This window comes from Blautia sp. HA8986, assembly GCF_056504635.1.
Window position 1 is genome coordinate 165,976 of sequence record NZ_JBWLUQ010000002.1, and the last position, 24,590, is coordinate 190,565.

The window sequence follows — 24,590 nt, forward strand, 5'->3', positions numbered from 1 at the left end:
AAAAAATATGGGCGACCAGAAAAAAATCACTGGCTACGTCCACTCACTGGAGAGCTTCGGCTCTGTTGACGGACCAGGAGTCCGGTATGTGATCTTTTTGAGCGGCTGTGCCATGCGCTGCCAGTTCTGCCACAATCCGGACACCTGGCAAATGAAAACAGGAACGGAGTACACAGCAGATGAGCTGCTTGAAAAAGCATGTCGATACCGCTCTTACTGGGGAAGTAAGGGCGGTATTACTGTGAGTGGAGGCGAGCCACTGTTACAGATTGATTTCCTCACTGAGCTTTTTAAGAAAGCCAAGAAACTTGGAATCCACACAACACTTGATACCAGCGGCAATCCTTACACAGAAGAAGGCCCATGGCATGAGAAATGGGAAGAGCTGATGAAATATACAGATCTTGTCATGCTGGATATCAAACACATTGACGAGGAGCAGCATAAGATCCTCACAGGCTGTACCAATCAGAATATCCTTGCCATGGCACAGAAGCTTTCTGATATGGGCATTGCAATGTGGATCCGTCATGTGCTTGTGCCGGAGCGTAATGACCGTGATGATTATCTTCACCGCCTGGCTGATTTTATCGGTACACTTAAGACCGTTGAAAGAGTAGAAGTTCTTCCGTATCACACTCTGGGAACCTTCAAGTGGGAAAATCTTCACATTGACTATCCGTTGAAAGGCATTAATCCGCCCACAAAAGAACGGATTGAAAATGCGGAGAAGATCCTGGGTGCAGGTACTCACTGATCATAGAAAATATTCAGGCGGATATTTATGAGCCGCAGAAACCTATCAGATTTTGATAAAACCATATTTCATGTCGTAAAATGGACATGAGATATGGTTTTTTTATATTTCTTACTATACTTTGAAAAAAAATAATGATATCATAGATGTGTTGAAAAACATGATGGAATACTATGTGTAAACAAGGCAAAGGAAGAATAATGGGGATAAAAGAAACAATGACAATGCAGGAAGCATTGGCAATGAAGCAGCATCTGGAGCAGGTTTTTTCTATTGTGCGCTTTTTGGACAGAGAAACACTGGAAACAGGCCGGGGTGTGGAAGAACCATGTCAGTGTTATTCGATATGGGGTAAAACTAATCAATGCGACAATTGCATTTCCAGGAAGGCATTTGAGCAGAAATGTCAGAAAACAAAAATAGAGATCGTAGATTCAAAAGTCTATCAGGTTATTGCCAGATACCTGGAGATCGATGAAGTACCATATGTTATGGAAATGATCAACAGCCTGGAAAGAGATGATATCATTGATGCTGAGGATAAGGAGAATCTTCTGGCTGAACTCAGCGGATATGCAGATGCACTGTACAAAGATGTTCTGACAGGAGTTTTTAACAGAAGATACTATGAGGAAAAGGTGAAAAATCTGGAGAGTTCTGCCGGAGTAGCCATGGTGGATCTGGATGATTTTAAACTTTATAATGATACATATGGTCATGATGCAGGAGATAAAGCACTGAAAACAGTAGTAGATGTCATTCGCCGCCATGTTCGTAAGAATGATAAGGTTATCCGTTTTGGCGGAGATGAGTTCCTGCTTCTGATCCCGGATATTAATATCGATAATTTCACCAAGAAACTGAGAGAGATTAAGGAGGAAGTTCATGCAGCCAGAGTTCCAGGTTATTCCCAGCTGAAACTTTCCGTAAGTATTGGTGGCGTGCTGTCATGCAATGAGACACTTGGAGAAGCGGTTTTAAAAGCGGATAAATTTATGTATCAGGCCAAGACACGTAAGAATATGGTAGTTATCAGCGATAATGAGATTAAGGGAGGAGGGAATTCTGAGGAATTCCTTATGCGGGATAAGACCAGGCTGACCATTCTTATTGTAGATGATTCTGAAATGAACCGTTGTATCCTTTCGGAGATGCTTGGCGAAGATTATGATATTCTGGAAGCTACCAATGGAGAAGAAGCGATCAGTCTTCTGAGACAGTACGAGACGGAAATTTCCCTTGTGCTTCTTGATCTTGTCATGCCTGTAATGGACGGATTCGGTGTGCTGAGTTATATGAATGAGCGTAACTGGATCGAAGATATCCCGGTAATTATGATCTCAGGAGAGGATTCCGTATCCTATGTGAGGCGTGCGTTTGACCTGGGAGTTGCAGACTATATCAAGAAACCGTTTGATGCACAGATCGTATACAGACGTGTATACAATACCATCACACTTTACGCGAAACAGCGAAGACTTCTTCTTCTTGTAGCAGATCAGATTTACGAGAAAGAGAAGAACAACCGAATGATGATCAGTATTTTGAGCCAGATCGTAGAGTTCCGTAATGGAGAGAGCGGCGCGCATGTACTGCATATTAACATTATTACAGAACTGATTCTTGAGAGACTGATCCAGAAGACGGATAAATATGATCTTTCCGGAGCTGTGCGCGGGATGATCGTTACAGCATCTGCACTTCACGATATTGGAAAGATCGGTATTGATGACAAGATCCTCAATAAACCCGGAAGGCTGACAAATGAAGAATTCGAGGTCATCAAGACCCATAGCGTCATTGGAGCCTCCATGCTTGAGAGTCTGGAATATTATAAAGATGAGCCACTGGTACGGATTGCCCATGATATCTGCAGATGGCATCATGAGCGTTATGATGGAAAAGGTTATCCGGACGGCCTGAAAGGTGAGGAGATCCCGATTTCCGCACAGGTAGTTGCTCTGGCTGACGTATATGATGCACTGATCAGCGATCGTGTATACAAAAAAGCCTATTCTCATGAGAAAGCTGTTGAGATGATCCTGAATGGAGAATGCGGAACCTTTAATCCGTTGCTTCTGGAATGCCTGACAGATATTCAGGGCCGCCTGAAGGAAGAAATGCTTACAATGGCAGAAGAACGTGTGGAAACTGAGGATAAAGGAAGTGCAACATCAGAATTTGAGGGTTACGAGAAAACGAAAGAACAGCTATTTAAGACAATGTCCGAAGATCTCCGAAAAGAATACATAGATAAGGTCCCTATGATCGGGGGGGGGGGAACAGACGTTCCTGAAAAAACCGAATAAAAAAATCCATTCATAAATAAAAAAGGAGCCGGTGTGATCCGGCACAGCCCCTGTCAGACAGGGGACTGTGCATTGGAATTACACCAGCTCTTTATTTTTTATAAGCATTTCTTTGATGATATTCTGTGTATAAGCACCAAGATGACGTTGTGTATCACGGTCAAGCTCAGACGGGATGATCGGTTTGCCGTATTCAATGACAACATGTGCAGGTGTCATTTTGGGAAAATTGGCCTCCCAGATATTGGCGGAATTGCTGATCGCTATAGGGATAATAGGACTTTTTGCCCTGGTTGCGATCTTAAAGCTTCCGTCATGGAATGGCAGCATATCCAGCTCATCGGAATTTTTGTTTCTGGTTCCCTCGGGGAAGATGCAGACAGAAATGCCGGATTTCACATAGTCGGCAGCCTGGAGGATGGTTTTAAGTCCCTGCTTGATATCTTCCCTGTCAAGGAAGAGACAGTAGAGATTGTGCATCCAGTTGGAGAGCAGCGGGTAACGCTCCATTTCTTTTTTTGCCACATAGCCGGTACGTCCCGGGCAGCGGCTGTATGTGAGCAGGATATCAAAATAGCTTCTGTGGTTGGCAACATAGAGAACGGCCTGATCTTTGGGGACATTCTCCTCACCGATCACAGTTACCCTGGCTCCTGTAAGCCACAGGATAAACTTAAAGATGGCCTGTACCATGCGCAGGGAGCTGATATCCTTTTTCATGGGGGCGAATTTCCCGATGATCCATTCTATAAGAAGAACCGGGATCGTCAGCACCAGATATCCGATCACTGTGATACATACAAGTATAAATCGAATCATATCTTTTGTCCTTTCTGTATTTGAACACATTACGGCTTTTTAAAAATGGCCGTGGTATTCTTTTATTATACGAAGAATTTCAGATAGTTGCAATAAATCTTTCCCTGATTACATAGAATAAATACTGAGTAATGCGAAAAAACGGAGAAGCGCATTATGAAAAAAGCAGTTTGTCTGCTTGCAATCCTGGTACTGGCAGCTGTACTGTCCGGCTGCGGTCTTATCCGGATCGAGGAAGAAGAACGCAAACCGGTTGATTATACAGTGGTGGAACGCCAGGATATCCCTGCGGCTCTGGATGAGATCATGAATGAAAAAAAGGAAAAAGAATTTCAGCTAAGCTATCAAACAGGAGAGGCCCTGTACCTGGCAAAAGGCTACGGACGACAGATGAGCGGAGGATACAGCATTCAGGTGGAAGAACTGGGAGTCTCCTCAAACGGGCTTTTTTTTGTTACAAGACTTATTGGCCCGAAAGATCTTAATGAGGCCGGAGTTCCTTCTTATCCATGTATTGTCATAAAAACAGAACCCCAGAAGAAACCGGTGGTTTTCCGGGAGGGAAAGGCAGACAGCGGATCTGAGAAAGGGGAATAGGCAGTGGAATTAAAAAAAGAAAGCATACAGGTGTTAAGAAAAAAAAGCCATGCAAGAAGCCAGATCACCTTTGACGAGGATTTTAATGTGCCGGATGCAAAGCCGGATGTGGGCAGGCTGATCCAGCATAAAGGACGCATTATAATGGAAGACGTACGTCTCACAGATGGAAAAGGGATCCTCACCGGAAATCTGGAAGCAGATGTGCTTTATGTGGGGGAAGAGAGCGGAATTGTCAGCAGTCTTACTGTAAAACTTCCGTTTGAGGAAACTCTGAATCTGAAAAATATCACAAACGGAGATAAAATGTGCCTGAAGTGGGAGATTGAAGATCTTGCGATCCGTCTGATCCATTCCAGGAAGCTGAATATTAAAGCACTGGTAACTTTTTGCGCAGCTGTGGATGAGACGAATCAGATCAGGATACCCGTTGCACTGGATACACCTGATGTATCTGCCAGAAAAAAACAGATCCGCTTTCTGGGACTTGGCGTACATAAAAAAGACACCTTGCGGATCAAGGATGAGTACACCATTGCTTCCAATCGGCCGGATATTTCAGGACTGATCTGGTACACCATGGATATAAGGGGACTGGAGCTGAAGTCCGGGGAAAATACAGTAAAAGCCAGGGGTGAGCTGTCTGTTTTTGTGCTGTATGAGTCGGAGGATACGGAGGCACCTGTGCAGTGGCTGGAATATTCCATGCCTTTCTCCGGCGAGGTGGAATGCACTGGCTGCACAGAAGAACTGATCCCGGATATCACAGTATCTGTGATGCACCAGAGCCTGGAAGCAAAGCCGGATGCAGATGGCGAGGAGAGGATTTTTGTTTCAGATGTAGTGCTGGAGCTGGATATGAAATTTTTCCGGGAGGAAGAATATGAACTAGTGACAGACATCTATACACCTGTCCGTGAATGTATTCCGGAAGGAAAGACGGAAATTTTGGACCGGCTTCTTGTGAGAAATTTTTCCAGATGCAGGCTCAGTGAGCGGATCCAGGTCAAGGAGACACAGGGAAAAATCCTCCAGCTTTGTCACAGCCGGGGAAAAGTGAAGATCGATAAGACTAGGATCGTGGAAAATGGCGTGGAAGCCCAGGGAGTGGTGATGCTGAAGATTTTGTATATCATCGGAAATGACAGCATGCCGTTTTATTCCATGGAAGCCATGCTGCCGTTTACTTATGTGGTGGAGGCGCGTGGAATCCGTGAGGACAGCACGTATCAGTTAAAAGCGGAACTGGAGCAGCTTTCCGCAGCAATGGCAGATGGAAATGAGATCGAGATCCGTGCGTCTGTCGGCTTAAATCTTCTGGCTGTCAGCAAGGAAGAAGTTTTTGTTATAGATAAAGTAGAAGAAAAACCTCTGGATATGAAAAAGATCCAGGCAATGCCGGGAATCCTGATCTATATGGTGAAACCAGGAGATGAACTCTGGGATATCGCAAGAAGATATCACACATCTGTTGAGGAAATCAGAGAACTGAACGGACTGAACGAAAATCAGGAGCTTTCACCGGGAACTCCGATCCTTGTGGTGAAAAAAGTAGAAGGTCAGATCAAATGAGAAAAACTATCGGAAACGAAAAAAAGCTGGAATATTTTGCTGTTGAAAAGAATGTAAAAATCATATAAAATATAAGTATAAATACTGTATACAAAGTACAAATGGAGGGGCATATGCGGTTAAAAGCAATGGCAAAAATCAATCTCGGACTTGATGTTCTGGGAAAGAGAGAAGACGGCTATCATGAAGTGCGCATGATCATGCAGACGATCCGTATGTATGATATCCTTGATATACGAAAGACAAAAAAGCCTGGAATCGTGCTGACAACGAATCTTCCTTTTATTCCGGCAGACAGAAGAAATCTTGTATATAAAGCAGCAGAGATGCTGATGGAGGAGTTTGGTGTTGAAGAAGGACTTTCCATCAAGCTACGCAAGTTTATTCCGGTGGCAGCCGGAATGGCAGGCGGAAGTTCTGATGCAGCGGCTGCATTCGTAGGGGTAAACCGGATGTTCCGTCTGGGACTTACCGAAGAACAGCTGATGGAACGTGCAGTGAAAGTAGGAGCAGATGTTCCGTACTGTATCATGCGTGGAACAGCTCTGGCAGAAGGGATCGGTGAGAAGCTGACCCGTCTTCCGAAAGTTCCGAAGTGCTATGTTCTCATAGGTAAGCCGGGGATCAATGTTTCCACGAAGACAGCATATGAGAATCTGAACCTTGCCGGGATCGGGAAACATCCGGATATCGATGGAATGATCGGGGATATTGAGAAGGGAGACCTCTATGCAATGGCCTCCAAAATGGAGAATGTTTTTGAGCCGGGGATCATAAGACAGTATCCGGTGATCGGAGATATCAAGACTCTCATGGAAGAAAAGGGTGCACTGAAGGCAGTGATGAGCGGAAGCGGTCCTACTGTATTTGGAATTTTTGATAACAGGGATAAGATGGCAGCTGCAGCAAAGAGCCTCCGAAGGAGCGGCCTTGCGAAGACAGTATTTGCTACAGATATTTACAACAGGGATGGAGGATTTACGGATGACAAGTGATTTTTCTGTGGATATGAATGAGTATCTGCCGCTTCGCGATGTTGTTTTTAACACTCTGCGGCAGGCAATCCTGAAGGGCGAGCTGAAACCTGGAGAAAGACTTCTGGAGATCGCCCTTGCGGAGAGGCTGGGTGTGAGCAGAACTCCGGTCCGTGAAGCCATGCGTAAGCTGGAACAGGAAGGGCTGGTGGTGATGATCCCGAGAAGAGGAGCCCAGGTTGCAAGTATCACGGAGAAAGATCTCAACGATGTTCTGGAGGTGCGTATTGCCCTTGAGAATGTTGCCATAGAGAAAGCCTGCAAGCTGATCACAGAGGAAGAGCTGGGACGGCTCTGGGTGGCAGCCAAGGAATTTGAGAAAACCAAGGCAGAGGGAAATCTGGTACGTCTTGCCGAGACAGACGTTGCTTTTCATGAGATCATATACCAGGCATCAGATAACAAACGTCTGAACCAGGTGCTGAATAATTTAAGAGAGCAGATGTACCGCTACCGTGTGGAATATCTGAAAGAAGAGCAGACAAGAAACCTTCTTGTCAATGAGCATGAGGAACTGGTGAAGGCGATCCGTGATGGAAATGTGGAGAGAGCTCAGGAGATTTCCTTCAATCATCTGGAGAACCAGAGGAAGGCCATCATTCGCACCATCCGCGCAGAGAACGAAGCGAAAGAGGACAAGAAGAAAGAATAAAAATAAGATACATGGAGATATTAAGAGAGATGTCAGGACGACATCTCTCTTTTTTCATATGGTAATTTATTTGATCATATGTGTATGGATGCCTGGAAAGGAGGGGGTATTTGTGGAAGACAGAAAAATATCAGCATTGCTCCACGAGAACGAAACTTACATCCGAAAACGCTGTGAAAACTGCGATGACATTCTGATCCGGCCCATGGTTCTTGGAGAAGGCCACAAGGTAAACTGTCTTATGGTCTATATCGAGGTTACAGTTTCCAATATGATGCTGGATGATTCTGCCATTGGAAAAATGGTAAATCATTTCTGGGAAATACCGGCAGAAAAGATCCGGGAATTTATCCGGAAAAACAGTCTTGGAATCGCTGATGCAGAAGAATTATCTACCATGGAGGAAGTATTTTCTGCAATGCTTGCGGGAAATGCTGTTTTCTTTATGGATGGCTATGACAAAGCCATGAAAATATCCAGCAGGGGATATCCTGGCCTTGATGTATCCGAGGCAGAGACGGAAAAAGTCCTCAGAGGATCCAAAGAGGGCTTTTGTGACAGAGTAAAAATTAATGCGGCTCTCATACGAAAGCGGCTTCGGGATACCAGGCTGAAAGTGGAACAGCAGGATATAGGTGTGCGGTCCCATACAGTAGTCCAGTTATTATATGTGGATGACCTTGTACATGAGGAACTTCTGGAATCCATCAAAGAGCGTCTGGAATTTTTTACAGTGGACGGAATTCTGGACAGCGGCATGCTGGAGCAGCTGACCGAAGAAGCCTGGTATTCACCGTTTCCGCAGTTTCAGACAACGGAGCGGCCTGACCGTGCTGCACAGGAACTTCTTAATGGAAAAGCAGTTCTGCTTTGTGACAACTCGCCTGTGGCACTGGTACTTCCGGGAGCTTTCAACAGCTTCATGGAAAGCAGTGAAGACTGGTACAATCGTTTTGAGATGACATCGTTTCTGCGGGTATTGCGGTATCTGGCCATGGCTGTTGCAACGCTCCTTCCGGGACTTTATCTGGCTGTGATCCGTTTTCATACACAGGTGCTTCCTGCAAATCTGATCCTTTCTTTTGCCCAGGCAAGGGAAGGCGTGCCTTTTTCCAGTGTGGTGGAACTTGTATTTCTGGAGCTTTCATTTGAGCTGATCCGGGAGGCTGGGGTTCGGATTCCGGGGGAACTTGGAAATGCCATCGGCATTGTCGGAGGACTGATCATCGGACAGGCAGCAGTGGAAGCAAACCTGGTAAGCCCGGTGGTGGTTATCATTGTAGCTTTGACTGCACTTGGTTCCCTGGCAATCCCAAATGAAGAATTTGCTTCTGCATTCCGGCTTTTAAAATATGTGTTTTTGTTTCTGGGCGGATATCTGGGGATTTTTGGGATTGTGCTGGGGGTGTATCTCACAGCTGCACATTTAGCCGGACTTTTAAGCTTTGGTGTCCCATATCTGGTACCTTTCGTGGAAAAAAACGGAGAGTCGGAAACCGGTGGAAGGATCTTGAGGCTTCCCTTCCGAAAAAGGAAATTCCGTCCGCTTTATGCGCGCAGTGACCAGAAAAGAAGACTTAGAACTTTGGACTGGCGGCAGAAAGGAAAAGGTGTATGAGGTTCGCAGAAAACAACAGGATTTCTCACAGGCAGCTTTTCAGACAGATCATACTGGTATTTCCGGCACCGTTTTTGCTGTGCCTGTTTCAGGGTGGTTCCATGATCGGAAAAAGTGCAGTGGCGGGGACTGTGACAGCGGCAGTTATTCTTCTGTTTTATGTGATCTGGCTGATCAGGTTAGGGCCTGCATACAGTGAGATGGCAAAAACGGCTGGAAATATTGCTGTACGGTTTGTTGGACTTTTCTTTTTGGCATATGTGATCTTAAGTGCTGCTTTTCTTGCAGACCTTATGGCACAGGTGGTTCCGTCAAGCCTGATCAGCGGTATCTCCGGAAAATATATTTCTCTTCTGGCAGTGGCAGCCTGCAGCATTGGCACACATCGGGGAATGCAGCGTCGCGGAAGGATCGCAGAAGTGTCAGGAGGAATTTTTCTGGCAGGAATAATCCTGCTGATGATATTAAGCGCAGGTCAGGGAAAAACGGAATATTTTCTTGAAGTCTGGAATGGAGAAAACAGCGAATTTTCAGGGGAGGAATGGATGGGCAGCACCTGGAGGCTCTTAAGTGCTTTTTCCGGGGTGGGGCTTCTGCCTTTTGCCCTGGATAAAGTAGAAAAACAGGGAAGTGCAAGGAAACCGCTGATTTCAGGGCTGCTTACAGTATGCGGCGTTGTACTTGGAATGCAGATTCTTCTTCCGGCAGTGTTTGGGCGTGAGAGACTTTTCACGGAGGTATATCCCATCCTGCCGCTTCTGGATGGGGCAGATCTTCCGGGAAATGTACTGGCCAGATTCGATGTGATCTGGATGGGATTTCTTGTATTTGGGCTGTTTTTTTCTATGGGAAGTCTGTTTCATTATGGGAACCAGATCGCGGCCGGAACGAAGCTGGGAACCGGGAGATACTGGATCCCTGCGGCAGGTTGGATTCTTTCCGTATATAATTGGAATGGTTACGGGATCAGAGATTATTATGGCAGTTATCTTGGATATGTTTTTGTGCCGGGACTTCTTGTGATACAGCTACTTCTGAGCATGGGAAAATACGGACACAGAAGAAAAAAAGTGGCAGCAGCAGCTTTGTTTCTGGCAGTATGTCTGACCGGAACAGGATGTGCTGCCGTAGAACCGGAAAAAAGAATCTATCCACTTGCTCTGGGAGCAGGAGCTCTGGAGAATGGCTTTATTCTGAAATATGCAATGCCAGACATGAATGTCACCACAGGACAGGAAAAGCCGGATGAAGATCCTGTGTCAGTTTTGACTATTGCAGGAGCGAATTTTAATGAGATCGAGAAGATTTACAATCGTTCCCAGGAAAAATATCCGGACCTTGGTCATCTGCAGGTTGTGATCCTGGATGAAAATATGCTCACAGAAGAGAATCGGGCGGCTTTTATCCATTATCTGAAACAGGAGGAGCATGTGGGAGAGGATGTTTATATGTTCCGCACGCATATGTTTTCTGAAGTTTTTGGCTGGAAAGGTGCGCAGCAAAGTTCTGTAGGGGAATACCTTCAGGGAATCCAGGAAAACCGGACTTCCGGGCAGCAGAAAAAGGGAGTTACTCTCCGGGAAGTGTATCATCAGTTTTATAAAGACGGGACTCTGCCGTGGCTTCCTTCTGTGTGGGTGGACGGTAATCTTCTGGAGGTAGATTACGGAAATGGTGAATAAAGTCATAGGATTTGGTGAATAATTGAGATACCTTAAGGAAAAAGAAAAGCAGGGGGAAGATCTGATGAGGAAGATCGGAGAGAGACTTGAAATAAGCAGCAGATTCAGGAAAATACTGGGGGCTTTGGCTGTGGCAGCTGTGATCCTGACTATTACAGCTGGATGTGCAGATTATATTGGAGCATGGGGCACCGGCAGCTCAGAGAACAATGCAGGAAGTATAGCGAAAAATACAGCAGATAACACACATAATACACCGGAGTTTTATAACCCGCAGTTCTACGCGTGGTGGGGAACCATCTACCCGGAATTCTGTTTTGAAAAAGGCGAGGATACCGATGAAACTAAGCCTGTGAAGCTCTCCTTCTGGCTTGCGAAAGCTCTTGATTGGTGATACAATATTCTAACGATTAATCAATTCAGGAGAAAAGATCAATGAATATAGATAGAAATGCACCGGTAGGTGTGTTTGATTCCGGTATCGGAGGGCTGACAGTAGCCAGGGAGATCATGCGCAATCTCCCTTCCGAAAAAATAGTATATTTTGGAGACACGGCGAGAGTTCCATATGGAAGTAAATCCAGGGAGACGGTAATCCGTTATTCCCGCCAGATCATCCATTTTCTTCAGGAGCAGAAGGTCAAGGCTATTGTGGTAGCCTGCAACACAGCCAGTGCTTTTGCCCTGGATGCAGTTCGTGATGAGTTGGATATTCCTATTATAGGAGTGATCGAATCCGGTGCAAGGATTGCTGCCCAGGAGACGAAGAATAAGCGGGTAGGAATTATCGGTACAGTTGGAACAGTAGGCAGCGGTATCCACGCTTCCTATCTGAAAGAACTGGACCCGGAGATCACAGTGATCGGCAAGGCATGTCCGCTGTTTGTCCCACTTGTTGAGGAGGGCTGGCTTCATGATCCGGTCACTGAGGAAGTGGCCAGAAGATATCTCAAAGAGCTTCAGGATCAGGAGATCGACACATTGATCCTTGGCTGCACTCATTACCCTCTTCTTCGTTCTACGATCCGTAAGATCATGGGAGAGGAAGTGCGTCTGGTGAATCCGGCTTATGAGACTGCACTGGAGCTTCGCAAGCTTCTGGCAGATATGGGGCTTGCAAGCGATGAGACGGTGGAAGAGGAATTTCCGTATCGCTTCTATGTAAGTGATCTGGCTGAGAAATTTAAAGATTTTGCCAATTCGATCCTGCCTTACAACGTAGAAAAAACGCAGAAGATTGATATTGAGAAGTATTGAAGTTACTGTTCACGAAGTGAAGTAAGCAGTATAAGTATTAGGAGAAAAGAGAAATGCAGAAAGAAGTTTTGATCCATGTAAGAGGACTTCAGATGATGGATGCCCAGAGCGATCAGGAGCCGATCGAGATCGTTGTTCCGGGACAGTATTATTTCCGCAATGGTTTCCATTATCTCAGATATGAGGAGATTCTGGATGAGAGTTCAGAGCCTACTATCAACTACATAAAAATGTCCGGGAAAGGTCTGGAAGTCAGCAAGAAAGGTCTGGTCAATGTACATATGGTATTTGAGCAGGGCAAGAAAAACATGACATATTACACCACTCCGTATGGAACACTTCAGATGGGGATCGCAGCCACTAATCTGGAGCTGACAGAGAGTGAGGAGGATATTCATATGAAGGCGGATTATGCACTTGATATGAATGAGGAGCATGTGGCAGATTGTTATCTGGCGATCCAGGTACAGCCGAGGGACTGTAAGGATTTTGTCTTATAAAACCCCAAAATAGCGGATGAGAGTGATTTTATCCATCTGGCAAAGAAATAAAAAACCGCTGTGTCACCTGAGGATGATATATCCTACAGTGCACAGCGGTTAATTTTTCGGATTTTACATTATTTACGAAATCTGGCGAGAAAGCCTTTTTTCTTCTTCTGCGGAGTTTCAAGTGAACCGCGGATTCCTTTAACACCAACGATGTAGAGACCGCTGACTTCTGCTTTGATCTCTTTTTTAACCGGGATCAGATCGAAAACTTTTTCATCTGCAATGAGAATGCTGATCTTCGGACCAACTTTGGCTTTAACGATCGGAAGTTTGGAACGGCGCATAAGCTTAGGTGTCTGGTCGATGACCATCTGCGGAAGTCCGGAATCTTTTAAAGGCATCCGTTTTTTATCGATGACCAGCATGGAAACTGTCTGCTTGTTAGCCTGGATCTGAGCCTGCTGTTCGTCCTGTTTTTTCTGAGCCTTTTTTCCGAAGAAATAGAGAGCGACTAATGCTGCGATCAGAATAACGAGGATGACCAGAAGAACAATGGTAACTGTACTCATTTGAGAATCCCCCTGTATGTATATTTGTTTCGCAATCGGTTACATTACGTAAACATCATTTTAGCATTGTTTCAGGAAAAAGGCAATTAAAAAGTTAAAAAGACACCGGGAACGGTGGAAATTTAAATGTTTACAAGTTATAATGACTGTGATGTGATTCACAATGTATGGTGTGAAAATTGCAGGACATAACTATAGTCAAGATATAAATCAGCAATCTGGATAAACCGGATATGGAGGAAAACGAAATGGAGAAGGAAAAGCCCAGGGGAACACGCCCGGAAATGGGAACCCCGGAGTATGAAGAATGGCGTAAACGTATGATCGCGCGAAGACGAAAACGTTTGCAGAGAGAACGAAGGAAACGGCTGATTGCTATGGGGGTGGCACTTGTAGTTGTGATAGGCGGTATTTCCGCAGGAATCAACAGCTGTAATGGAAAAAAATCTTCCGTATCCCGGCAGGATAACACTTCTGCCAGTGCGAAAACAGAAAACGGAACTTCAGCGAAGAAGGACTCCGCAGAAGATACGACAGATTCCAAAGAAAATTCAGCAGCAAAAGATATCCTTGCGCAGGCAGATATCCTTGCACAGCAGTATAATTACGATGAAGCGATTTCTCTTTTGAAAAAAGATTCATCTTATTCTTCCAGTAAAAAGCTGCAGTCAGCAGTAAAGAAATACGAAGAAACCAAAGCAACCTGTACTGCGTGGCCACTTGAAAAAGTGACCCATGTTTTTTATCATATACTGATCAAAGACACGTCCAAAGCCTTTGATGGAGATTATAAAGAAGCAGATTACAATCAGGTAATGACGACTATTGATGAGTTTAACAAGATCACCCGGACCATGTATGATGAAGGCTACGTTATGGTAAGCATCAAGGATATGGCAAAGGCAGATGAAAACGGCAATATGACAGAAGGTGAGATCCTTCTCCCGCCGGGTAAAATCCCGTTTGTTCTTTCTCAGGATGACGTATGTTATTATCACTACATGGATGGCGACGGTTTTGCTACGAAATTAATTGTGGATGATGAGGGGAAGATCCGCAATGAATATGTGGAAGATGATGGAAGCATATCCGTGGGCGACTATGACATGGTACCGCTGATCGACCGTTTTGTGGAAGAGCATCCGGATTTCTCATACAGAGGAGCCAAGGGAATCATTGCGCTTACCGGATATAATGGAATTTTGGGATATAGAACAGATGAGAGTTATGAGACCCGGCCGGCTGACCTGGATGACAACAAAGTGGAATGGCTTAATGAACATCCGGATTTCAGTCTGGAAAAAGAGCGCGAAGGTGCAAAAAAAGTGGCAGATGCCATGAAGGCTGAAGGCTGGGAATTTGCAAGCCATACCTGGGGCCACCAGAATGTAGGTCAGATCTCTCTGGAGAAACTTCAGGCAGATACCGAGAAATTCAAGAAAAATGTAGATCCGCTGATCGGGGGAACGGATATCATTATATTTGCTTTTGGGACAGATATTACTGATGCTGAAGATTACTCCGGCGATAAATTCGAATATCTGAAAGGTCAGGGATACAATTATTACTGTAATGTGGATTCCAGTCAGTATTTTGTGCAGATTCGGGACAGATACTTCAGACAGGGCAGAAGAAACCTGGATGGATACAGAATGTATTATAATCCGGAACTTCTGGAAGATCTTTTTAATGCAAAAGATGTTTTTGATCCGGCAAGACCTACGCCGGTACCGCCAATGGGCTGATAAACTTTTTATCTGTACAGCAACGAGGGGACATTAAAGAAAGGGGCTACTATTATTATGAAGAAAAAAATTGCAGGTGTACTGACAACAGTACTTGTAGCATCGCTTTTTGTGGGAGGAAACGTACCTGTTACCACACAGGTTGGCAGTATGGTAGCAGAATCACAGAAAGACGAAGATACGCAGGCAGATGAGGCAGAAGCTGAAAGCGGTGAAGATACACAGTCTGAGGTGGATGAGGAAGAGGCGAAAGTAGCAGCGGATCCGGAAAATCAGCCGGCAGCTGCCGAGACACCGGAAGAAGAGGCAAAAGCAGAGAAAGAAACACAGAAACGTGAGGCATCCGAAGATACCTCTTCCAGCACATCTTCAGATGAGAAGGCACTTCTCAAAAAAGCCAAAAAACTGGCGCAGCAGTATGATTATACAGGTGCGATCTCAACCCTGAAAAACAACTGGAAATTTGCAACCAGTGATAAGATGCAGGAAGCAGCAGCAGCCTATATGAAGAAGAGAGATGCCTGCGTGGAATATCCGCTGGAGAAGATCACCCATATATTTTTTCATTCCCTGATCGTGGATACGAACAGGGCTTTTGACGGAGATTCCGATGAAGCCGGATATAACCAGATGATGACTACAGTCAGTGAATTTAAAAAGATGCTCCAGATCATGTATGATAAGGGGTATGTTCTGGTAAGTCCTCATGATATGGCAGTTGTGAATGACGACGGAACTATGAGTAAAGGCAAGATCATGCTTCCGGAGGGCAAGATCCCGTTTGTTCTCTCAGAAGATGATGTCAGCTACTATCATTACATGGATGATGACGGATTTGCATCAAAGCTTGTGATCGATGATAACGGAGATATCAAATGTGAATATACGAAGGCAGACGGAAAGACAGTGACCGGTGATTATGATGTTGTGCCGATCCTGGATTCCTTCATCAAAGAGCATCCGGATTTTTCCTATCACGGAAGAAAAGGAATCCTGGCTATGACCGGCTATAACGGTGTTCTGGGATATCGTACAGACGGAGCCTATAAGACCGGAAAGAACCTGCAGGATGATCAGAAGGCTTTTCTAAAGGCTAATCCGGATTTTGATTATGATAAAGAAGTAAAAGCAGCCAAAAAAGTGGCAAAAGCCATGAAGAAAGATGGCTGGGAATTTGCAAGCCACACCTGGGGGCACAGAAATGCTACAACATCTACAGCAGCCGAGCTGAAAACAGATAACAAGAAATGGGAAAAGTATGTAGCACCTATTCTTGGAAAAACAGATATGATCATTTTTGCCTTTGGCGCAGATATCGGTGACTGGGAAGGATACACTTCTGATAATGCTAAATATGAGTATTATAAGAGCCGCGGATATCGCTATTTCTGCAATGTGGATTCCAGCCAGTACTTTGTACAGATCACAGGTGAATATTTCAGGCAGGGAAGAAGAAACCTGGACGGATACAGAATGTATTACAATCCGGATATGTTAAGCGATCTTTTTGATGTATCTGAAGTGTGGGATTCATCCAGACCGACACCGGTTCCTGAGATGTAAATTAACGTACGTCAGGAACATCTGACGCAGTAATTTATGCTCTGCACAGCTGAACTTGATGAAGTAATTTCTAGGAGTGCTATAAGTAAATAAATTTTACAGATAAGCGGGAAAAAGAGATTATAATTTTACCATACGTGATTTTTTCGAAATGATTTTGATGAAGGGAGTAGGATATGAAGAAAAAAGCATATCTTGTTGTTCTGGCATTGTGTACAGCACTGGCATTTACAGCCTGCGGCACAACAACCGATAAAAAAGAGAATACAAAATCTGCTGCAGAAGCACAGGATACAACAAATACCGATAAGGAAGATTCAGGATCAGAGGCCTCTGACAGTGTAGATTCATCAGATAAAGCTGCAGTTTCCGGAGATACAAGACTTGTTTCTGCAGACGATGTCAGCAAGTACGTTACTATTGGACAGTATAAAGGGCTTTCCCTTGATAATACTGTGGAAGCTGTGACAGACGATGCTGTTGACGGAAGAGTAGAAGAAGAACTTCAGAACAAGGCAGAAGAAGTAACAGAAGGCAGCGTTCAGGATGGAGATGTTGTTACCATCAACTATGTAGGAACCAAGGATGGAGTGGCATTTGACGGCGGTACAGCGAATAATTATGAGTTGACTATCGGATCCGGAACATTCATTGACGGTTTTGAGGACGGGATCATTGGCATGAAGAAGGGCCAGACAAAAGATCTTGACCTTACATTCCCGGATGATTATCCGTCTGAAGATCTTGCAGGACAGGAAGTTACATTTAAGGTAACTTTACAGAGCTTTAAAAGAGCACCGGAGCTTACTGATGAGTGGGCTGCCAAGAACACAGACTGTAAGACTGCAGAGGACTATAAAAAAGAAATCCGGAAAACTCTTGAGAGTGAAGCAAAGACAAGCGCACAGAATACGCTGCGTGAGACAGCATGGAACACTGTGCTCTCAGCATCTGAAGTGAAGGAATATCCTCAGGATGATCTGGACACAGCAAAAACAGAGTTCAGGACACTTTATGAGAATTATGCAAAACAGGGCGATATGACACTGGAAGATTTTGTGAAAGCCCAGGGAATCTCCATGGATGATTTTGAGGAGCAGGGCAGCCAGTATGCAGAGTATAAGGTGAAACAGAATCTGATCGTACAGGGAATCATGGATGCTGAGAACATGACGCTTGAAGATGAGAAATCACTTGCTGTTCAGGATGAACTGATCCAGGCTTATGGTGTTAAGGATCTGGCGGCATTGGTGGATAAATATGGTCAGGCAGCTGTAGATGAATCCATCGGGCTTCTGAGAGTGGAAGATTTTATCCTGGATAATGCAACTGTTGAGGAGAAGGTCACAGCCGGTGATACAGAAGGTGAGAACGGAGATGATCCTTCTACAGACGGAAGCAGTGCAGAAGGTGAAGTAGATGAGGAGCTGGAAACAGCGGAAGCTGCTGATATGGTACCGGCAGAATAATAACAGAACCGGATGTGCGGTTCCTGGAAGTCTTTTCGGGAACCGCCTTTTGCACGGAAAAGACAGAATAGAAAATTAAGAGATTCTTTCGGGAATTGGCATTGTATTTAAGTGGCAAATGAGGTATGATTAAAGGCAGAAATTAAAGAAAGTTATAGGGATATAAACGGGGATGTAAAAATGGACAAAAGAGTTTTACGTGAACGAATGCGCAGAAAACAGCAGCAGTTGAGACGACGCAGGATGATGAAACGTGTGACGTGTGTGATTGCAGCAGTTCTTCTGCTTATTTTTGTTGTCAGAGGCGTAATTCTTCCGATTGCGAATCGCGTAGGCGGTGGAAGTAATAAAGAGGCGGAGACAGTGAATGTACAGGCGAATGCCTCGGGAGCTTCATCAGATAACAGCACCGGGGATGGCACTGCATCGGCAGATACAGCTGATTCATCTGAATCATCATCGGACAACAGCAGTACAGATGCTACAGTAATGCCGGTAAAAGGTACAGCAGCAGGAGACAGGCTTTCTGTTATGACACCAGGCTGGCATGAGGGTTCCAACGGTAAATGGTATCAGAATCCGGATGGTACATATTATATCAATGGCTTTGCAGAGATTGACGGAACTACATACAGTTTTGATGAGAATGGATACATGCAGACAGGCTGGGTTGAGAAAGGTGTGAAGGATTACTATTTCAATGAGGATGGTTCCTATGATCCTTCCAAAAAGCGTCCGATGATCGCACTGACCTTTGATGATGGCCCGGGAGAGTACACAGAGACTCTTCTTGATACTGTTGAGAAATATAATATTCATGTTACTTTCTTTATGCTGGGACAGAATGTGGAAGGTCGTGAATCCACAGTACAGAGAATGCTTAAGCTTGGATGCGAGATCGGAAACCATACCTGGGATCATCCTTCCCAGACACTTCCGAACATGGATCTGGATTCTGTTTTACAGGAGTTCCAGAAGACAGATGATGCTCTTGTGAAAGCCTGCGGACAGGCTGCAACTGTCTGCCGTGCACCATATGGTGCCATCACAGAGGAGCAGATGACAGCAGTAGACAAGCCATTCTTTATGTGGTCTACAGATTCTCTTGACTGGAAGCTGATGGACGCAGATGCAGACTATAATGAAATCATGAATGACAGCGGACTGGGAGACGGTTCCATTATCCTGATGCATGATATTCATGAGCCATCTGTGAAATGTGCCACAGAGAAACTGATCCCTGAGTTGATCAATGAAGGATATAAACTCGTGACAGTCAGTGAGCTTGCAGAGGCTAAGGATGTTACTTTACAGAGTGCTTCCTATTCTGATTTCTGGGACAGCTCCCTTCAGGCCGGTCGTGTTGCAGGATATGCCGGAAATTCCGATGCCTCCTCTGATGGCAGTGATTCTTCTGAGGACAGCAGCGCGGCAGATGGAGCAGATGTGAGTGATGGATCTGACGGATCTTCCGACAGCAGTTCTGACGGAAGCGGCGACGGATCTGACGGATATTCCGATGGAAGCAGTGATGGCAGTGATTATTCTGATGGTTCCGAAGACGGTTCCTACGATGACGGAAGTGAAGAATACTAAATAATATGTGAGATTAACCAAAGAGATCCGGGTGACAAAATGCGTGTCATCCAGGTCTCTTTTTTGACTTTATCCGACACTGTCGGATAATAGACACATATCGGATGGAGGGGGTTTTTCCTTGACTGAAAATATAGGGATTGGTATAATTATAGAATAAAAAACTCCACTAATAATTGGGGAATGAACGGTGGCAGAACTATAAAGGGAGGTACCTGAAAATGGGAAAGAAATTGCAGTTTACGGAGCTTGACCAGTATCTTTTTGGTCAAGGCACGCATTATGATATTTACAGAAAACTGGGGGCTCATCCGGATACGCAGAACCGGAAAAAAGGAGTTTATTTCGCAGTGTGGGCGCCGAATGCGCAGGCGGTTTCTGTTATAGGTGAATTCAACGGATGGAATAATGAGAAGAATCCTATGAAGAAAGTTGGAACGATTGGTGTTTATGAGACATTTATACCTGGAGCCAAGATCGGACAACTGTATAAATTTTACATTACGGGAGCTCATGGTGAAGAGCTTTACAAGGCAGACCCGTATGCCAATGAAGCTGAGCTGCGTCCAGGAACTGCATCCCGGATCACAGATATTACCAACTATAAATGGAAAGATGTTACCTGGATGAAGAACCGTGAGAATTTTGATCCGGATACAAGTGCCATGTCCATTTATGAGGTACATCCGGGTTCCTGGATGAAACATCCGCAGTCAGAGCAGGATGAAGATGGTTTCTATTCCTACAAAGAGCTGGCACCGAAGCTTGCCCAATATGTTAAGAAGATGGGGTATACACATGTTGAGCTTATGGGTATTGCCGAACATCCTTTTGACGGTTCCTGGGGATATCAGGTAACCGGCTATTATGCACCGACATCCCGTTATGGAACTCCGCAGGATTTCAAATATCTTGTTGATTATCTTCACCGTCAGAAGATAGGCGTTATCCTTGACTGGGTACCTGCCCACTTCCCGAAAGATGCCCATGGACTTGCCAATTTTGACGGAACAGCTGTATATGAACATGCAGATCCGAGACAGGGTGAGCATCCGGACTGGGGAACCAAGATTTATAATTATGGTCGTCCTGAGGTCAAGAATTTCCTGATCGCTAATGCCCTTTACTGGGTGGAGGAGTGCCATGTTGACGGTCTTCGTGTGGATGCAGTTGCTTCTATGCTTTATCTTGATTATGGTAAGAAGGATGGAGAATGGGTTGCCAATAAATTCGGCGGCAACAAGAATCTTGAAGCTATTGAATTCTTTAAACACCTGAATACAGTTGTGCTTGGAAGAAACCATGGAACTGTGATGATCGCAGAGGAGTCCACAGCATGGCCAATGGTAACAGGCAAGGCTGAGGATGACGGACTTGGATTTTCCCTGAAATGGAATATGGGATGGATGAACGACTTCCTGGAATATATGAAGCTGGATCCGTATTTCCGTAAATTTAACCACAATAAAATGACTTTTTCTATGACATATGCCTACAGTGAGAAGTATGTTCTTGTTCTTTCCCACGATGAGGTTGTACATCTGAAATGCTCTATGCTTGAGAAAATGCCGGGAGAACTGGATGATAAATTCAAGAACCTGAAAGCAGGTTATACATTCATGTTTGGCCACCCCGGCAAGAAGCTTCTTTTTATGGGACAGGATTTCGGTCAGCTGCGCGAGTGGAGTGAAGCGAGAGAGCTTGACTGGTATCTTCTTGGAGAGGAGAATCATCAGAAGCTGCAGCAGTATGTCAGTGATCTTCTCCATCTGTATAAGAAGTATCCGGCACTTTACGGATCAGATAATGATCCGTCAGCATTTGAGTGGATCAATGCCAATGACGGTGACAGAAGCATTTTCAGCTTTATCCGTAAATCTCCGACAGGCCGCAATAATATTCTGGTCGTATGCAACTTCACACCGGTGGCACGCCCGGATTACCGTGTAGGGGTACCGAAGAAAAAACAGTACAAACTGGTCCTTAATGAGCAGGGACTTCTGGAGAAAGGCAAGGCATTCAAGGCTGAGAAGAAAAACTGCGACAACCGCGAATTCTCCTTTGCATATCCGCTGGAGCCGTATGGAATTGGCGTATTTACATATTGATAAATTATTGGCTGACAAATGCTTTCTGACAATACAGTGAAACCCTGTAAAGGGGAACTGCGTGTGCGTCAGTGTTCAGTATGGAGTTAATTTGCCGATAGGATCAACAGAGCTGAATATGATAATAAAATACCGGGAACAGAGAAAACTGAAAGCAGTAAATTCAGATTTCTCCGGTTCCCGGCGTTTTTATTAAGAATTGATTAGTTTTTTACCTGGTAAAGGATTATTCTTCGCTATCATCATAATAGCTGTCATCGTAAGAACCGTCGTCGTAAGAACTGTCATCATATGATCCGTCATCAGAACCATCGTCAGAACTGTCATCGGAGGAGCCTTCTGCACTGCCAGAACTATTGTCTGCAGTATTGAAGGATTCGGAAGTGATGTCAATGCCTTTGTCTGCGTAATATTGTTCAGCAGTGATGGAAGCAGTATCTTCTACCACGTTTCCTGATGAGTCGATCATGTTCAGATCTGTATTAATGGTTACGTCAAGAAGATTGGTTCCTGTGGATGGAGTTACGTTCATGGACATGATCTCATTGAATTTCTTTTTCAGGTTATCCAGTGTGAATACACCATCACCAATGTATTTCTGTACACCGTTCTGGGAAGCAAGTTCTTCTGTGTAATCAGAAAGCATGTAAGGACCGAATTCACCGGAATCACTGTTATAGTGCATTACCAGAGGCTCTACTGTTGGTGTAAGGATCTTAACAGAGGTCTTGCCGTCCTTCGCAGTTTTCTGGATGGTGAATTTTGCCATTCCGCCAAGAAGCTCTTCCAGCTTCTGCTGTGTAGATACAAAGTTTCCAAGGGAATAAAAGACAACAGTCTCATTTCCTTTATCATCGGTAAGGCGGCCGTATGGCTGGAGTACATGGGGGTGACCGCCAATGATGACGTTTACTCCCTGTTCCATAAGGTATGCAGCCCACTGTTTCTCATATTCATTTGGCATGGTTTCATCTTCTGTTCCCCAGTGTGCAACGAAGATGATGCAGTCTGCCTGCTGTTTGGCTTTCTGGATCATGGTGGTGATCTTATCCTTGCGGATCATATCGATCATATAGTCTTTTCCTTCGATGCCGCCTACGTTAGTACCGTAGGTGTAATCCAAAAATGCGATCTTGATGCCGTTTACTTCGCGGATCTTGACAGTATCGGCATCCTCCTGGGAATCATGGATTCCAATAAGCGTGACATCCGGATAATTTGTTTTCCAGAAATTCAGAGTGTCTGTGAGAAATTCTTCACCGAAGTCATCAATATGATTGTTGGCAGATTCGACTACGTTAAATCCGGCCTTTATGATGGCATCGCCTACTTCCGTTGGTGTTGCAAAAGACGGGTAGGAGCTTACATTGTCGTGATCGGTTGTAAATACAGTTTCCTGATCGATCATCCTGATATCGGCATCTTTGATGGCATCTGTGATGTGGGTATAGATTTTATCATAATTCCAGGTTCCGTCTTCGGAAACGCCTGCATCAATAAGACTCTGATGATAAAGATTATCGCCAACTGCAATGACAGATGCTGTTGTTACATCGCCGGTAGCAGCTTCTGTCTCCTGTTTTTCTTTTGCTGTGACAGCCTTTTTCTGGGCATCTATAGCTGGTTTTCGGATCAGACGGTAATCCAGCTGGTTAAACAAAATGACCAGAATGGCCAGGACAGCAACAGAAGCCAGAAGACTTGTCCGGGCATTGCTGCGCTCACGGAAGTTCAGCGGAATGTTTTCTTTAAAATTTCGCTTAACAGCTTTCCTGTTTTCACGCGCCTCCCGGAAATTCTGAAGCCTCTCCGGAAGATTTTCCCTTTTAAAGGGATTGTTGAAGTTCGGTGGAAATTTCATTTATGATTTACCTTGACTTTCTTTAAAATATGGATTTTTTGCTGTAAAATTTATTATAGCAGATTTTTCAGGGGGTGGGAAGAGGGGAGAGATGTTGGTTTGTGTTGAGACTTTTTGTTTTAAAGAGGAGTATAAAAATGAGTGTTTATAAACGTAAAGCACAGTATCATGAAACGGATCAGATGGGAATCATCCATCATTCCAATTATATTAAATGGATGGAGGAAGCCCGGATTGCGTTTATGGGAGAGATGGGATTTGGCTATGGTGAGGTTGAGAAACGGGGAATCGTTTCTCCTGTAGCCGGAGTTTCAGTTTCTTATAAGAAGCCGGTTCTGTTTGATGATGAAGTGGAGATCACAGTTTCTGTGAAAAAGTACAATGGTGCAGTTCTGGAGCTGGAGTATGAATTTTATAATGCAACGAGAAATGAGAGCTGTACGGTAGCCTCCTCGAAGCATTGCTTTACAAAAGACGGAAAACTGGTATCACTGAAGAGGGAAATCCCTGAACTGGATGAACTGTTCAGGAAGAGTCTGAAAGGAGAGAATGCCTGATGGAAGTAGTAGAAATGCTTGATAATCTGAAAGAAAAAGCCAGGAGAGATCCGGCACTTCGTGAAGAACTGCTGGCAACACGTGAGGAGAAAAAACCTCTGGCAGCTTTCTGCAAAAAGTGCCGGGAGCTGGGCGTTCCGGTTTATGAGATGGATCTTATTGCAGCAGGCGAAGAATTCTATGCAGCTATGAAACGAAGTACAAATGGCGGCGGGGAGAATTCACCGATGCTTGAAGGTGAAGATGATTTTTATGAATTGTTTTTTGCAGGGCTGTGATGTTTATCTCTGTCTGAAAATATTTACTACACAAAATGTAAGGAGTATTTTCAGAC

The 24,590-nt window shown here is 44.7% G+C and carries 21 protein-coding genes; 18 read left to right on the plus strand and 3 right to left on the minus strand.

What is annotated here, in order from left to right; all coding sequences use genetic code 11:
• Nucleotides 1–7: 7 nt before the first annotated feature.
• A complete protein-coding gene (gene pflA / locus AC04Q4_RS13485; protein WP_476389131.1) occupies nucleotides 8–757 on the plus strand; it encodes a pyruvate formate-lyase-activating protein in 750 nt (249 codons plus the stop codon).
• Nucleotides 758–957: 200 nt separating this feature from the next.
• Nucleotides 958–3,066: a diguanylate cyclase gene (locus tag AC04Q4_RS13490; RefSeq protein WP_173737665.1), complete on the plus strand. Its 2,109-nt coding sequence runs from the start codon at nucleotides 958–960 to the stop codon at nucleotides 3,064–3,066.
• Between the two features lie 78 nt (nucleotides 3,067–3,144).
• Here the strand turns inward: AC04Q4_RS13490 and AC04Q4_RS13495 are convergent, their stop codons facing one another.
• On the minus strand, nucleotides 3,145–3,885 hold the full coding sequence (locus tag AC04Q4_RS13495; protein WP_178773276.1) for a 1-acylglycerol-3-phosphate O-acyltransferase: 741 nt from the start codon (nucleotides 3,883–3,885) through the stop codon (nucleotides 3,145–3,147).
• Between the two features lie 156 nt (nucleotides 3,886–4,041).
• Between AC04Q4_RS13495 and AC04Q4_RS13500 the strand changes: the two genes are divergently transcribed.
• From AC04Q4_RS13500 to AC04Q4_RS13540, 9 genes are all read left to right on the plus strand, one after another.
• Nucleotides 4,042–4,482 carry a protease complex subunit PrcB family protein gene (locus tag AC04Q4_RS13500; protein ID WP_178773277.1) on the plus strand — a complete coding sequence of 147 codons (441 nt, stop codon included), beginning with the start codon at nucleotides 4,042–4,044 and terminating at the stop codon, nucleotides 4,480–4,482.
• A gap of 3 nt (nucleotides 4,483–4,485) precedes the next feature.
• Entirely contained in the window at nucleotides 4,486–6,054 is a 1,569-nt protein-coding gene (locus AC04Q4_RS13505; protein ID WP_173737668.1) for a DUF3794 and LysM peptidoglycan-binding domain-containing protein, read from the plus strand.
• Nucleotides 6,055–6,167: 113 nt separating this feature from the next.
• The gene (ispE, locus tag AC04Q4_RS13510) at nucleotides 6,168–7,049 is read left to right on the plus strand and encodes a 4-(cytidine 5'-diphospho)-2-C-methyl-D-erythritol kinase (RefSeq protein WP_173737669.1); all 882 of its coding nucleotides are present in this window, start codon (nucleotides 6,168–6,170) and stop codon (nucleotides 7,047–7,049) included.
• Nucleotides 7,039–7,740: a GntR family transcriptional regulator gene (locus AC04Q4_RS13515; protein ID WP_119239407.1), complete on the plus strand. Its 702-nt coding sequence runs from the start codon at nucleotides 7,039–7,041 to the stop codon at nucleotides 7,738–7,740. Before ispE ends, AC04Q4_RS13515 begins: the two co-directional genes overlap by 11 nt.
• Before the next feature lie 88 nt (nucleotides 7,741–7,828).
• Nucleotides 7,829–9,358, plus strand: a complete 1,530-nt coding sequence (locus tag AC04Q4_RS13520; RefSeq protein ID WP_173755601.1) for a spore germination protein — start codon at nucleotides 7,829–7,831, stop codon at nucleotides 9,356–9,358.
• Nucleotides 9,355–11,040, plus strand: a complete 1,686-nt coding sequence (locus AC04Q4_RS13525) for a GerAB/ArcD/ProY family transporter (protein WP_476389132.1) — start codon at nucleotides 9,355–9,357, stop codon at nucleotides 11,038–11,040. The genes AC04Q4_RS13520 and AC04Q4_RS13525 overlap by 4 nt, the downstream gene beginning before the upstream one ends.
• Before the next feature lie 64 nt (nucleotides 11,041–11,104).
• Complete coding sequence (locus AC04Q4_RS13530) at nucleotides 11,105–11,434, plus strand: hypothetical protein (RefSeq protein ID WP_195456579.1); 330 nt, start codon at nucleotides 11,105–11,107, stop codon at nucleotides 11,432–11,434.
• Between the two features lie 41 nt (nucleotides 11,435–11,475).
• Nucleotides 11,476–12,297: a glutamate racemase gene (murI, locus tag AC04Q4_RS13535; protein ID WP_119239410.1), complete on the plus strand. Its 822-nt coding sequence runs from the start codon at nucleotides 11,476–11,478 to the stop codon at nucleotides 12,295–12,297.
• A 53-nt stretch (nucleotides 12,298–12,350) separates the two neighbouring features.
• Entirely contained in the window at nucleotides 12,351–12,797 is a 447-nt protein-coding gene (locus tag AC04Q4_RS13540; RefSeq protein ID WP_173737673.1) for a YwiB family protein, read from the plus strand.
• A 119-nt stretch (nucleotides 12,798–12,916) separates the two neighbouring features.
• Here AC04Q4_RS13540 and AC04Q4_RS13545 read toward each other — a convergent pair whose 3' ends face one another.
• Nucleotides 12,917–13,357, minus strand: coding sequence for a hypothetical protein (locus AC04Q4_RS13545; RefSeq protein ID WP_173737674.1), 441 nt, complete (start codon nucleotides 13,355–13,357; stop codon nucleotides 12,917–12,919).
• 248 nt (nucleotides 13,358–13,605) lie between these two features.
• Here AC04Q4_RS13545 and AC04Q4_RS13550 point away from each other — a divergent pair, with 248 nt between their 5' ends.
• The 5 genes from AC04Q4_RS13550 to glgB all read left to right on the plus strand — a co-directional run bounded on the left by AC04Q4_RS13550 (nucleotide 13,606) and on the right by glgB (nucleotide 21,838).
• Complete coding sequence (locus tag AC04Q4_RS13550; protein ID WP_243251597.1) at nucleotides 13,606–15,102, plus strand: polysaccharide deacetylase family protein; 1,497 nt, start codon at nucleotides 13,606–13,608, stop codon at nucleotides 15,100–15,102.
• A gap of 57 nt (nucleotides 15,103–15,159) precedes the next feature.
• Nucleotides 15,160–16,665, plus strand: a complete 1,506-nt coding sequence (locus AC04Q4_RS13555) for a polysaccharide deacetylase family protein (protein WP_476389133.1) — start codon at nucleotides 15,160–15,162, stop codon at nucleotides 16,663–16,665.
• A 176-nt stretch (nucleotides 16,666–16,841) separates the two neighbouring features.
• A complete protein-coding gene (gene tig, locus AC04Q4_RS13560) occupies nucleotides 16,842–18,134 on the plus strand; it encodes a trigger factor (protein WP_173755605.1) in 1,293 nt (430 codons plus the stop codon).
• A 180-nt stretch (nucleotides 18,135–18,314) separates the two neighbouring features.
• Entirely contained in the window at nucleotides 18,315–19,730 is a 1,416-nt protein-coding gene (locus AC04Q4_RS13565; protein WP_476389134.1) for a polysaccharide deacetylase family protein, read from the plus strand.
• 221 nt (nucleotides 19,731–19,951) lie between these two features.
• Nucleotides 19,952–21,838, plus strand: coding sequence for a 1,4-alpha-glucan branching protein GlgB (gene glgB / locus AC04Q4_RS13570; protein ID WP_476389135.1), 1,887 nt, complete (start codon nucleotides 19,952–19,954; stop codon nucleotides 21,836–21,838).
• 226 nt (nucleotides 21,839–22,064) lie between these two features.
• On the opposite strand, the gene AC04Q4_RS13575 is transcribed toward glgB, so the two are convergent.
• Nucleotides 22,065–23,699 carry a CapA family protein gene (locus AC04Q4_RS13575; protein WP_476389136.1) on the minus strand — a complete coding sequence of 545 codons (1,635 nt, stop codon included), beginning with the start codon at nucleotides 23,697–23,699 and terminating at the stop codon, nucleotides 22,065–22,067.
• Between the two features lie 137 nt (nucleotides 23,700–23,836).
• Between AC04Q4_RS13575 and AC04Q4_RS13580 the strand changes: the two genes are divergently transcribed.
• Both AC04Q4_RS13580 and AC04Q4_RS13585 read left to right on the plus strand, forming a co-directional pair.
• The gene (locus tag AC04Q4_RS13580; protein ID WP_173737679.1) at nucleotides 23,837–24,256 is read left to right on the plus strand and encodes an acyl-CoA thioesterase; all 420 of its coding nucleotides are present in this window, start codon (nucleotides 23,837–23,839) and stop codon (nucleotides 24,254–24,256) included.
• The gene (locus AC04Q4_RS13585; RefSeq protein WP_476389137.1) at nucleotides 24,256–24,534 is read left to right on the plus strand and encodes a hypothetical protein; all 279 of its coding nucleotides are present in this window, start codon (nucleotides 24,256–24,258) and stop codon (nucleotides 24,532–24,534) included. Before AC04Q4_RS13580 ends, AC04Q4_RS13585 begins: the two co-directional genes overlap by 1 nt.
• Nucleotides 24,535–24,590: the final 56 nt, after the last annotated feature.